The following is an 11932-nucleotide window of genomic DNA, read 5'->3' on the forward strand; positions in this document are numbered from 1 at the left end:
TCATCGAAACCTCCTTACGGCAGCTGTTCGAGCTGCGGCTTCAGCTCTGCCATCTCGCCGTCGCTCAGCCCGACCAGCGGCGGCCGCAGCCGCTGCCATGCCTTCTCGCCGTGCTTCAGGCCGACCATCGCCTTGATGGTCGGGATCTGGGCGTAGCTGTTGGAGAGGTTGCGCCAGGCATTGATGCGCGCCTGCGCCGCCTCGACCTTGGCCTCTTCGGCCGGGTTGGCGTGGTTGTCGAACACGGTGCGCAGCGAATCCGCGATCAGGTTTGAGGTGGCGGTGATGCAGCCGGCGCCGCCTTCACGCAGCAGCGGCAGCATCAGCGGATCGGCGCCCGGGAACACCGCGAAGCCGGGATAGGCCTTCACCAGCGCCTGCATGTTGGCGAAATCGCCCTTGGATTCCTTGATGCCGACGACAGTCTTCGGGAAGGCCGCGATCAGCCGCCCGACGAGTTCCACCGACAGCGGAATGCCCGACACCTGCGGGATATGGTAGAGCACCACCTTGAGCCGGTCGTCGGCGACGCCTTCGAGGATGCGGGCATAGGCGTCGAACAGCCCGTCGTCGGACACGCCCTTGTAGTAGAAGGGCGGCAGCATCACGACCTTGTCTATACCGATCGACAGCGCATGGCGGGTCAGCTCGATGGTCTCGGGAATGGCTGCGACGCCGGTGCCCGGCATCAGTCTGTCGGCGGCAACGCCTGCCTTGACGACGCTTTCCAGCATTGTCTTGCGTTCGCCGAGCGAGAACGAGTTTGCCTCTCCAGTCGTGCCGAGCAGGGCTACGCCATGGCAGCCCTCGTCGAGCAGCCTTTGGCAGTGTGTGGCGAGCAGGCCGTGGTCGGGCGAAAGGTCGGCATTGATCGGCGTGGCGGCGGCGGAGAAGACGCCAGAGATGGCAAAATTGGTCATGCGGTCACCCGAGGCGTTCCGGCGAGCTTGCGCGCATAGGCGATCGCCGCGTTCATGTTGACGTGATTGGCCTTGCCGCTCCCGGCAATGTCGAAGGCGGTGCCGTGGTCGACCGAGGTGCGGTCGATGGGCAGGCCGAGCGAGATGTTGACGCCGCTGTCGAAGGCGACCAGCTTCATCGGGATGTGACCCTGGTCGTGATACTGCGCGACCACCAGGTCGAAGGCGCCCGAATAAGCGCGGTGGAAGACCGTGTCGGGCGGAACCGGACCATGGGCGTCGATGCCCTCGGCCTTGGCCGCGGCCACTGCGGGAGCGATGAACTCGTCGTCCTCGGTGCCGAACAGGCCGTTCTCGCCACAATGCGGGTTGAGGCCGGCGACCGCGATGCGCGGGTTTTCAATGCCGATGCGGCGCAGATGGCGATACCCGGTACGAATGGTCTCGAGGATGCGCTCCGGCTTCACCCGGGCGATCGCCTCTTGCAGCGACACATGCGTCGAGACGTGGATCACCGACATGCGTTCGGCGGCGAGCAGCATCCAGGACGAGCGCGAATTGGTGAGATGCGCCAGCATGCCGGTGTGGCCGTCATAATGGTGGCCGGCAAGGTTCAGCGCTTCCTTGTTGATCGGCGCGGTGACGATGCAGCCGATCTCGCCTGCGGTCGCCGCTTCCACCGCGCGGGCGATGAAGCGGAACGAGGCGTCGCCGGCACGGGTGTCGATCTTGCCGAAGGCGATTGGGCCGCCCTCGATGGCGACATGCTCGACGGCCACCGTGTCGGCTCCACCGGAGACCAAGGCGAATTTCAGCGGCGCGCCGACGATCCTTGCCGCCGCCTCCAGGCTGTCGCGATTGCCGAAGACGCGCATGGTGGCGCGGTCGGCGGCACTCATCTCGGCCAGCGACTTGCAGATGATCTCGGGGCCGACCCCGGCGGGGTCTCCCATGGTGATGCCAATCGTGCGGCTAGAACTCGCCATCGCTCCCTGTCCGTCTTGTCCGCAGGCAGTACCGGTCGTACGGCACCCCGCTTGCTGGAATCCTCCCGAGCGCATGCCCCTCGGTGGCGCAAACTGCACTTGGCTTTATGGTCGGAAACTGATCGCAAGCAGACAAGTTGTCAAGTTGCTTTTTCCGATGTCAGATCGCAGCTTGAATCTGATGGTGCTTTACAACATTGATTTCTAAAGAGATTTTATTGGACATTTCACCAAGTTCTAATTTTCGTGCCACGCTATCTAAAAAAATGAATTGACATGTTTACAATATGGCGGCATTTGTTCGGCCACGGTTGCCGCTTCCGTGTCTGCTGCCATTGCATCCGACCAGAGCATCGCCGTTCATGGATTTCACGGGAGGAATGTCATGTCGAAACGGATTTCCGAGACTGCACGGCCACGCGCCGGGATGACCCGCCGCGATGCGCTCAGGCTCGGCCTGGGCGGTGCTGTCGGCTTCACCTTGCTCGGGCTTGATTCCAAGATCGTCTTTGCGCAGGAAGGTCAGGTGCTGAAGGTCGCCAACCCTGCCTTCAACCAGGACTGGTCGCCGCTGCGCGGCGGCGGCGTGCCTTATCGCTGGAACTCGGCCTGGTGGGCCTCGCCGATGTATTTCGACAGCGAAGGCAAGATCCACCCTTACGTCTTCGCGAGTTGGGAAGGCTCGGCCGACTCCAAGACCTGGACCTTCAAGCTCGATCCCAAGGCGACCTTCTCCGACGGCAGCAAGATCACCTCGGGCGACGTCGCCGGTTCGTGGAACGTGGCTGCGATGCCCGGCACCAAGAGCCAGCGCGCTGACCAGGTCCTGGCCAAGGTCGCCGGCTTCGCCGAAGTGACCGGCGGCACCGCCACCGAAATCTCGGGCGTCGCCACGCCTGATGAGGGCACCGTCGTCGTGACGCTGACCGAAGCCGACCCGATCTATTTCATGCGCGTCGCCAACCATATCGTGCCGATCACCAAGGCCTCGCAGTCGCGCGGCGAAGACGGCAACGAGATCCAGGACTGGTTCACGCCGGATGCAGGTGCGGTCTATTCCGGCCCGTTTAAGCTGACCAGCATCGACATCGACGGCGGCAAGCTGGTGTTCGAACCCAACGAGAATTTCTTCGGCCCGAAACCCAAGCTCGCCCGCATCGAGATCACCTCGATCGAGGACAATGTGACGGCGACTTCGCTGCTCAAGTCGGGCGAATTCAACGCCCACACCGAGCTCGTCACCTCGACCATCGTCCAGGACCTCGGCGCCGACTTCGCCGCCGGCCCGATCATCCCGACCGGCCAGCACTTCTGGTTCAATTCCAAGCGCGCGCCGATGGACGATCCCAAGGTCCGCCAGGCCTTGATCATGGCGGTCGACCGCGATGGACTGATGAAGGCCTCGTTCCCCGACGGCCCGCACAAGAAGACCGACCAGATCCTCAACTCGGTGCCCGGCGCCGACAATTCCGGCTTCGAGCCTTATCCCTACGATCCGGAGGGCGCCAAGAAGCTGCTCGCCGAGTCGACCTATGGTGGCCCCGAGCGCCTGCCCAAGATCCTGTTCGTCGGCATCTCTTCGCCGGCCAACGAGGCGGCGGCCCAGTTCATCGCCGAACAGTGGCGCCAGAATCTCGGCATCACCGCCGTCGACATGAAGCCGCAGCAGGACGCCTATGCCGGTCCGGACCAGAACGCGGTGCAGATCTTCCGCGACGACGTCGGCACCCGCGTGCCCGATGCCGCGAGCTATCTCGCCGGCTCGATCGCCTCGACCTCGTCCAACGCCCAGAACAAGCTCGGCGGCTACAAGAACGACAAGGTCGACCAGTTGCTGGCCGAAGCCGCCAGCAAGGCGGCGGACGACCCGCAGCGCATCGCCCTTGCCCAGGAAGCCCAGAAGGCCTTCCGCGAGGACTGGACCTTCATCCCCTGGTACGCACAGGCGATGTCGCGCTGGGCCAATGCCAATGTGAAGGGTATCGACAAGAACCTCGACTGGCAGGTTGTCGCCCCTTGGGAAATCACCGTCGGCTGATGCCCCGGTGAAGCGCACGGGGGCTCGGCCCCCGTGTTATGCTCCTCTTTGGAACTTACCGAGCGGTGGGAGGCCGCCCGCCATGCTGCGTTATATTGCAACACGGCTGCTGCTGTGGATCCCGTCCGTTCTGCTGGTCATGCTGGCCGTCTATGCCATGGCCTATTTTGGCGCCGGCGACCCGATCAAGCTGATTTTCCTGCGCGCCCCCGGCGACGTCGCCTACAATCCCGAGAAGATCGAGGCGATCCGCGATGCCGCCGGCCTCAACCGGCCGTTTCTCGTCCAGTTCGGCAGCTATATCCTCAACCTGATCCAGGGTAATTTCGGCAATTCGCTGACCTCGGGCCGTTCGGTGTGGGCGATGGTTTCGGCGGCAGCTCCGGTCTCGTTCAAGCTCGGCCTCTGCGCCGTCGTGCTGACGGCCATCGTTGCCGTCCCGCTCGGCATGATCGCGGCGATGAACCAGAACACCAAGATCGACTACGCGATCCTCGGCTCGGCGCTGTTCCTCTGGGCCATCCCGGCCTATGTCGCCGGCCCGTTGCTGATGGTGCTGCTGATCTTCATCCTGCCCGGCGGCAGCGTTCCTTACGGCTGGGGCGGCATCTTCGACGCACGCATCATCCTGCCGCTGCTCGTTCTCTCGTTCCAGCCGATCGCGCTGATTGTGCGCCAGACTCGCGCCGCCGTCATCGAGGTGCTGTCTGAGGATTTCGTCCGCACTGCCCGCGCCAAGGGCGTGCCCGAGATGGTGGTGGCCTTCCGCCACATTCTCAGGCCCGTGTTGACGCCGGTCGTCACCCAGCTCGGCCTGATCATGATCACCATCGTCAACGGCGCCATCTTCGTCGAGCTGGTGTTCGGTCTTCCCGGCCTCGGCCGGCTCACCGTCTCGGCGCTGACCAATTCCGACTATCCCGTCATCCTGGCCATCACGCTGATTGGCTCTTTCCTGGTGATGCTGTCGAACCTTCTGGTGGACGTGCTTTACCCGCTGCTCGATCCGCGCGCCAACGACACGATGAGGAGCCGCTGACATGACGATGACCCCCGTCAATCTCTCCTCCACCGTGGCCGACGACGAGCCCCCCGTCAGCCTGTGGCGCGATGCCTGGCACCGCCTGCTGCGCAATAAGCTGGCGGTCGCCGGCCTCGCCGTCGTCATCCTGCTCGCCTTCGTCGCCGTCTTCGGTCCCTGGCTGACGCCCTACGACTTCCTCACCCAGGACCTCGCCGCCCGTAATCAGGCGCCGTCGCTGGCACATCTGTTCGGCACCGACGATCTCGGCCGCGATGTCTTCTCCCGCGTCGTCTACGGCACCCGCACTGCCTTCGTGGTGGCGATCGTCGTGACGACGATCGCCGTCGTCATCGGCGTCACCCTCGGCGCCATGGCCGGCTACTTCGGCGGCCTCTTCGACCGCATCGTGATGTGGTTCACGGACATGACCATGTCGGTGCCCAACCTGTTGCTGGTCGTCGTCATCAATGCCTCGCTCAAGACGCCGCTCACCGCCTGGATGGAAGCGCGCTACCAGGCGACGCTCAACCCGTTCTACCGCGAAACCATCTGGGTCGACTTCCTGCTGGTCTTCGGCTCGATGGCGCTGATCAGCTGGCCGCCCTATGCTCGCCTGGTGCGGGCCCAGGTGCTGTCGATCCGCGGCCGGCCCTATGTCACGGCGGCACGAGCGCTCGGCCTGACCAACCGCCTGATCCTTATGCGCTACATCGTTCCGAACGCCATCGGCCCGCTGATCGTCTCGGTCAGCGCCGGCCTCGGAACGGCGATGGTGCTGGAAAGCGCATTCTCCTTCCTCGGCGTCGGCGTCAATCCGCCCACACCCAGCTGGGGTAACATGATCTCCGATGGCCTGCGCGTCTGGCAGCACTATCCGCATCTGCTCGCCGCACCAGCAGCCGTGCTCGGCCTCGCCACCGTCGCCTTCTCCTTCCTCGGCGACGGCCTCAACGACGCTCTCAACCCGAGGGGCAGCAAATGACCGCTCGCGCAGACAACAAGCCGCTGCTCGACGTGCGCGGCCTCACCATCGAGATCGAAACCCGCCGTGGCCCGGCCATCATCGTCGATGGCATCAATTTGACTGTCGGCAAGGGCGAGACCGTCGGCGTCGTTGGCGAGTCCGGCTGCGGCAAGAGCCTGACCATGCTCTCCCTGGTGCGGCTGCTACCCAACAAGATCAAGGTCAAGGGCGGCACCGCCGAGTTCGCCGGGCGCGATCTCCTCAAGATGTCGAAGTCGGAGCTGCGCCAGGTGCGCGGTGGCAAGATCGGCTTTGTCTTCCAGGATCCGATGACCTCGCTCAACCCGGTGATGCGCATCGGCGACCAGCTCTGCGAGCCGCTCATCTATCATCGCAACATGAGCAAGGCCGACGCCCGCAAGCGCGCCATCGAACTGCTGAGACTGGTCGGCATCCCGGGCCCCGAGCAGCGCATCACCGCCTATCCGCACGAACTGTCCGGCGGTATGCGCCAGCGCGTGATGATCGCCATGGGCCTTGCCTGCGATCCGGAACTTTTGATCGCCGACGAGCCGACGACCGCGCTCGACGTCACCATCCAGGCACAGATCGTCGACCTGGTTAAGGACCTGCGCAAGAAGCTCAACATGTCGGTGGTGTGGATCACCCACGACCTCGCGCTGATCGCCGGCCTCGTCGACCGTGTCGCGGTGCTCTACGCCGGAACCGTGGTCGAGGACGCACCGGTCGGCGAACTCTTCGCGCGCCCGACCCATCCCTATACACGCGGCTTGCTCGCCTCGATCCCGAAACTCTCCGACGAGCAGGCGAGCCGCCTGTCGTCGATCGGCGGCACGCCGCCCGAGCCGGGCCGTCGTCCCAAGGGCTGCCCATTCGCGCCGCGATGCGCTCTGGCAGAAAGCGTCTGTCATGAGAGCGTGCCGGTGCTTGAGTCGGTCGCAGGCACCAGCGGCCACCGCGTCGCCTGCTTTGTCGCCCAGCGCCAGATGAAGGAGGCCGCGTGATGGCTGCCGAACCGCTGATCAAGGTCGAGAACCTCGTCAAGCATTTCGTCGTCCGCCTGGGCGCCTTCGGCGAGCGCGGCGCCACCGTGCACGCGGTCGACGACGTCAACTTCGACATCTTCGCCGGCGAAACGCTTTCCTTGGTCGGCGAATCCGGCTGCGGCAAGTCGACGACGGGCTTCACCTTGCTCAACTTGCAAAAGGCGACCTCGGGCAAGGTCATTTTCCAGGGCGAGAACATCGTCTCGCTCGACGAGAAGCGCATGCGGCCCTATCGCCGCGAACTGCAGATCGTCTTCCAGGACCCCTATTCGACACTCAACCCGCGCATGACAATCGGCGAAGTCGTCGGTGAGCCGATCCTGTTCCACAAGCTCGCCACCAAGGCCGAATTGCCGGAAAAGGTGACGCGTCTGTTGGCCGATGTCGGCCTGCCCGCGCGCTTTGCCTCACGCTATCCGCATGAGCTGTCCGGCGGCCAGCGCCAGCGCGTGGCTATTGCACGTGCGCTCGCCTGCCAGCCGAAATTCATCGTCTGTGACGAGGCGATTTCGGCCCTCGACGTTTCGGTCCAGGCGCAGATCATCAACCTTTTGCTCGACCTGCAGGAAAAATACGGGCTGACCTATCTGTTCATCGCCCACGACCTTGCTGTCGTGCGCCATATCAGCGACCGCGTCGGGGTCATGTATCTCGGCCGTCTTGCGGAACTCGCGACGCGCGAACAGCTCTTTTCCAACCCGCTCCACCCATACACCAGGGCGCTGCTTTCGGCAGTGCCGGAGGCCGACCCAGAACTCGAAAAGACGCGTCAGCGGCAGATCCTCGTCGGCGACGTGCCGAGCCCGCTGGCGCCGCCGGCCGGCTGCCGCTTCCACACGCGCTGCCCGATCGCCATGGACAAGTGCCGCGCGGTGGTTCCCGAGTGGCGCGAGGTCGTTCCCGGCCACCACGTCGCCTGCCATGCAGTCGGGATGGAAACGGCGGGATGACGCTGATGCTCGCCATCGTCGCCGACGACCTGACCGGAGCGCTCGACACGTCGGCGCCCTTCGTCGCGTCGGGTCTCAAGGTGGCGGTGGCGATGACCCCTGAAGCGACTGTCAAGGCGCTCGCCAGCGAGCCTGACATCTTTGCCGTCAGCACCGCCTCACGGGCGCTGCCGGCCGATGTCGCCTCCACCCGGGTGCGCGACGTGGCCAAGCGGTTGATGCCGCATGCCCCTGCTATCGTGATGAAGAAGATCGACTCGCGCCTGAAGGGCAATGTCGGCGCCGAAGCCGACGCGCTGGCCGAAGCATCGGGTCGCAACGCGCTGGTGGTGGCACCTGCCGTACCAGACCAGGGCCGCGCGACGCGCGATGGCGCAGTCGTTGGTCGTGGCGTCGATGCACCCTTGCCGGTGCTGGCGGCATTCGCCGGCTCCCAAAGGCGCGTTACCGTCCGCAATGCGGCCACCGACGCCGACCTCGACCTGGTCGTCGCTGATACGGATTGGAGCGACGCCGTTGCCGTTGGGGCGAGGGGGCTGGGCCTCGCCTTCGCCCGCGGTCTCCACGCCAGTTTCAGGCCCGCCGTCGCACCGACAAGCGATCGGAACGTGCTGTTTGCCTTCGGCTCGCGCGATCCCATCACCGACCAGCAAATGGCCCGACTGCTTCAGGACAACCCCGATGCCGGCGTCGCGGACGCCCTCAATGGCCTCTTCGCGCTTCCCGATGACACGACCTTGCCTGTTGTCGTTCGCTGCATCGGCGAGATGGTCGAGGAGCCGGCCCGCATCGCCGCCCGTTTCGCCGAGCAGGTCGCCAACGCCGTCGAGCGCCTTCGCCCCTCGACGCTGGTTATGGGCGGCGGCGATACGGCGCTGGCCATACTTGGCGCGCTTGGCGCCGACGTGCTATTTCCGCAAGGCGAGGTGGCGCCGGGCCTGCCCTGGTTCACCATCGCGACACGCCATGGCGAGGGGCTGCGCTGTGTCGTAAAATCCGGTGGATTCGGGACGGTCGCGGTTCTCTCCGATCTCTTGCGACCGCCGAGCCGGGAACAGGCGGAACACACATGACGACCGAATTGCAGCAGGACGGAACAGAGCCTGACGCGACCGAGGCAGGGGAAAAGCCGGGCAACGGCAGCGCCAAGGTCGCCTCCAAGGCGCCCAAGCTGGTCGACAAGGTGTTCGATCAGTTGCAGGAGCGCATCGTCTCGGGCGAATTCCCGTCGGGCTCCAAATTGCCGGGCGAGCACGACCTCGCAACGCTGTTGGGCGTTTCCCGGCCGGTGGTGCGCGATGCGCTCGGCCGCCTGCGCGACGTCGGCCTCGTCTATTCCCGCCAGGGCTCGGGCACCTATGTGCGCGTCTTCGACACCCAGAAGACCAACCTCGGCTTCTCCCCGGTCAAGACCATCGCCGACATCCAGCGCTGCTACGAGTTCCGCCTGACCATCGAGCCCGAGGCTGCCTATTTCGCCGCACTCCGCCACGACGACGCCGCGATGCAGAAGATGCGCGCAGCACTTTCCGAGCTCCGCGACGCGACGCGAGACCAGACCCACCGCTCCGACGTCGACTTCCTGTTCCACCGTTCGGTGGCCGAGGCCGCCAACAACCACTACTACACCGCCTGTCTCGACGCCCTGCGCCAGCACATCGCCGTCGGCATGAACCTGCACGGCCTGTCGCTGATGGGCCCGCTGACCAAGCTCGAACAGGTCTATGACGAACATCGCGGAATCTGCGATGCCATCGCCGCAGGCGAGGCGGAGCTGGCGCGCGACCGCATGCGCGAGCATCTCGAAGGCTCGCGCAACCGCCTGTTCGAAAACAAGGTGCTTGACCTCTCGCGCTGACCTCGGGTCGGCTGAACTCCAGCCGCGCTTGCGGCACGACAGGAAAGAACGATGACAACGACGATCGTTACGGTCGGCGGCCGGATGGCTGCCGAGGGCCTTGCCATGTTCGAAAATGCCGGGGTCGAATGCATCTGGACGGAGGCTTACCCCCGGAAATCCGAGGTGCTGGAGCTGATCGAACGGCACCAGCCTGCTGCGCTGGTGATACGGCTGGTCGAGATGGTCGATGCCGACATGCTCGCCGCATCGCGCAATCTGAAAATCGTCGCCAAGCATGGCGTCGGCACCAACGACATCGATGTCGCGGCGGCCAAGGCGCTGGGCATCCCGGTCATCATGGCGACCGGCGCCAATGCCCATTCTGTGGCCGAGCACGCGCTCGGGCTGATCCTGGCGCTGGCCAAGGATTTCCTGCGCCAGGACGGCCATATCCGCCACGGCCTGTGGGACAAGAAGCGCTATGCCGGGCGCGAGCTGCGCGGCCAGAAGCTCGGTCTCGTCGGCTTTGGCCTGATCGGCCAGATTCTTGCCCGCATGGCCGCTCCGATCGGCATGCAGGTTTCGGCCTACGATCCGTTCGCGCCGGATGAGGCCTTTGGCGGCGCTGTCACCCGCGTCGGATCGCTCGACATGTTGCTTGCTGAAAGCGACGTCGTCAGCCTGCACTGTCCGCTGACCGAGGGCACGCGCGGGCTGATTGGCGCACGTGAGATCGGGCTGATGAAGCCGACCGCCTTCCTCGTCAACACTGCGCGCGGCGAGGTGGTCGACGAACCAGCCCTGATCGCGGCCCTTCAGGTTAACCACATCGCCGGCGCCGGGCTCGACAGCTTCGCCGAGGAACCGCCGGTCGCAAGCCCGCTGTGGCAGCTGCCCAACGTCGTGCTGACGCCGCATGTCGCCGGCGTCACCGAAGATGCGCGCCGGGCCGTCTCGATCATGACCGCCGGCAACGTGCTTGCCTTCCTCCGTGGTGAGCCGCTCGCCCACAACCTTTATGCAAGGGTTTGACCATGGCCTCCGATGACACGCGCCACGACGTCGACACGCTGACCGATCTCGCCTTTGCCCTCTTCAAGGCAGCGGGCCTCGAGCCGGACAAGGCCCATGCGGTCGCCGAAATCCTCGTCGAGGCCGACCTGATGGGCCACACCACCCACGGGCTGGCGCTGGCCCCATGGTATCTCGAAAGCATCCGCAACGGCGTCATGACCAAGGCCGGCCAGCCGAAGATCATTTCCGATCGCGGCGCCTGCGTTGCCTGGGATGGACTGCGCCTGCCCGGCGCCTGGCTCACCTCTACCGCCATGGACCTCGCCGTTGAGCGCGCCGCCACCTATGGCACCGTCACGATCACCATCGGCAACAGCCATCACATCGGCTGCCTCGCCGCCTACCTCACCCGCGCCACCGATCGCGGCTACATGGTGCTGCTGGCCAGTTCCAGCCCTTCGGGCGCCTCGGTTGCCCCCTTCGGCGGCACGCGCGGCGTTTTCACGCCCAATCCCATCGCCGCCGGCATCCCCACCGACGGCGACCCGATCCTGATCGACGTCAGCGCCTCCATCACCACCAACAACATGAGCTCGCGACTGATCGCCGAGGGCAGGAAATTCGATCACCAGTGGCTGCTCGACCGCGACGGCAATCCGACCGACGATCCTAATGTGTTGAACGACGGCGGCACCATCCTGCCCGCCGGCGGCCTCGACCACGGCCAGAAGGGCTACGCGCTGGCGATCCTGGTCGAAGCCCTCACCCAGGGGCTCGCCGGCTTCGGCCGCGCCGACAAGCCGGAAGGCACCAATGCCTCGGTGTTCCTGCAGGTCATCGACCCCAGCGCCTTTGCCGGCGAGGCGGCCTTCGTGCATCAGACCGGATGGCTGGCCGATGCCTGCCGCGACAACCCGCCCCGACCAGGCGTCGGGCGCGTTCGTTTGCCGGGCGAAAGTGCCGTCAGCCGCAAGCGCCAGGCACTGGTTCAGGGTGTCGCACTTCATCAAGGCGTATTCGACAAACTGCGTGCCGAGGCTGCCCGGCTCGGCGTCGATTTCATCTAGTTCGGGCGCTGCCGGGTGCCCGGCGCCGCAACCGTTCGTTGATCAATTGAGTCTTCGGACGC

The 11932-nt window shown here is 65.3% G+C and carries 11 protein-coding genes; 9 read left to right on the top strand and 2 right to left on the bottom strand.

Annotated elements, in window-relative coordinates; genetic code table 11:
* Positions 1–14: 14 nt before the first annotated feature.
* Together WHT83_RS05225 and pdxA are read right to left on the bottom strand one after the other, a co-directional pair.
* Positions 15–920 (bottom strand): dihydrodipicolinate synthase family protein, encoded by a 906-nt coding sequence (locus WHT83_RS05225; protein WP_406873170.1) that lies wholly within the window; start codon positions 918–920, stop codon positions 15–17.
* Positions 917–1906 carry a 4-hydroxythreonine-4-phosphate dehydrogenase PdxA gene (gene pdxA / locus WHT83_RS05230; protein ID WP_406873171.1) on the bottom strand — a complete coding sequence of 330 codons (990 nt, stop codon included), beginning with the start codon at positions 1904–1906 and terminating at the stop codon, positions 917–919. Before pdxA ends, WHT83_RS05225 begins: the two co-directional genes overlap by 4 nt.
* 385 nt (positions 1907–2291) lie before the next feature.
* Between pdxA and WHT83_RS05235 the strand changes: the two genes are divergently transcribed.
* The 9 genes from WHT83_RS05235 (at position 2292) to WHT83_RS05275 (ending at position 11870) form a co-directional block, all read left to right on the top strand.
* Complete coding sequence (locus WHT83_RS05235; protein WP_406873172.1) at positions 2292–3944, top strand: ABC transporter substrate-binding protein; 1653 nt, start codon at positions 2292–2294, stop codon at positions 3942–3944.
* A gap of 82 nt (positions 3945–4026) precedes the next feature.
* The gene (locus WHT83_RS05240; RefSeq protein ID WP_108605889.1) at positions 4027–4983 is read left to right on the top strand and encodes an ABC transporter permease; all 957 of its coding nucleotides are present in this window, start codon (positions 4027–4029) and stop codon (positions 4981–4983) included.
* Between the two features lie 7 nt (positions 4984–4990).
* Positions 4991–5950, top strand: coding sequence for an ABC transporter permease (locus tag WHT83_RS05245; protein ID WP_406873931.1), 960 nt, complete (start codon positions 4991–4993; stop codon positions 5948–5950).
* Positions 5947–6957: an ABC transporter ATP-binding protein gene (locus WHT83_RS05250; RefSeq protein WP_406873173.1), complete on the top strand. Its 1011-nt coding sequence runs from the start codon at positions 5947–5949 to the stop codon at positions 6955–6957. The genes WHT83_RS05245 and WHT83_RS05250 overlap by 4 nt, the downstream gene beginning before the upstream one ends.
* Positions 6957–7949 (top strand): ABC transporter ATP-binding protein, encoded by a 993-nt coding sequence (locus WHT83_RS05255; RefSeq protein WP_108605887.1) that lies wholly within the window; start codon positions 6957–6959, stop codon positions 7947–7949. Before WHT83_RS05250 ends, WHT83_RS05255 begins: the two co-directional genes overlap by 1 nt.
* Positions 7946–9022 carry a four-carbon acid sugar kinase family protein gene (locus tag WHT83_RS05260; RefSeq protein WP_406873174.1) on the top strand — a complete coding sequence of 359 codons (1077 nt, stop codon included), beginning with the start codon at positions 7946–7948 and terminating at the stop codon, positions 9020–9022. Before WHT83_RS05255 ends, WHT83_RS05260 begins: the two co-directional genes overlap by 4 nt.
* Positions 9019–9807, top strand: a complete 789-nt coding sequence (locus tag WHT83_RS05265; RefSeq protein WP_406873175.1) for a FadR/GntR family transcriptional regulator — start codon at positions 9019–9021, stop codon at positions 9805–9807. Before WHT83_RS05260 ends, WHT83_RS05265 begins: the two co-directional genes overlap by 4 nt.
* A 51-nt stretch (positions 9808–9858) precedes the next feature.
* A complete protein-coding gene (locus tag WHT83_RS05270) occupies positions 9859–10821 on the top strand; it encodes a hydroxyacid dehydrogenase (RefSeq protein WP_406873176.1) in 963 nt (320 codons plus the stop codon).
* A 2-nt stretch (positions 10822–10823) separates the two neighbouring features.
* On the top strand, positions 10824–11870 hold the full coding sequence (locus tag WHT83_RS05275) for an Ldh family oxidoreductase (protein WP_406873177.1): 1047 nt from the start codon (positions 10824–10826) through the stop codon (positions 11868–11870).
* The last annotated feature ends 62 nt before the right edge of the window (positions 11871–11932 follow it).

Source organism: Aminobacter sp. P9b (assembly GCF_045345995.1).
Lineage (GTDB): Bacteria > Pseudomonadota > Alphaproteobacteria > Rhizobiales > Rhizobiaceae > Aminobacter > Aminobacter niigataensis.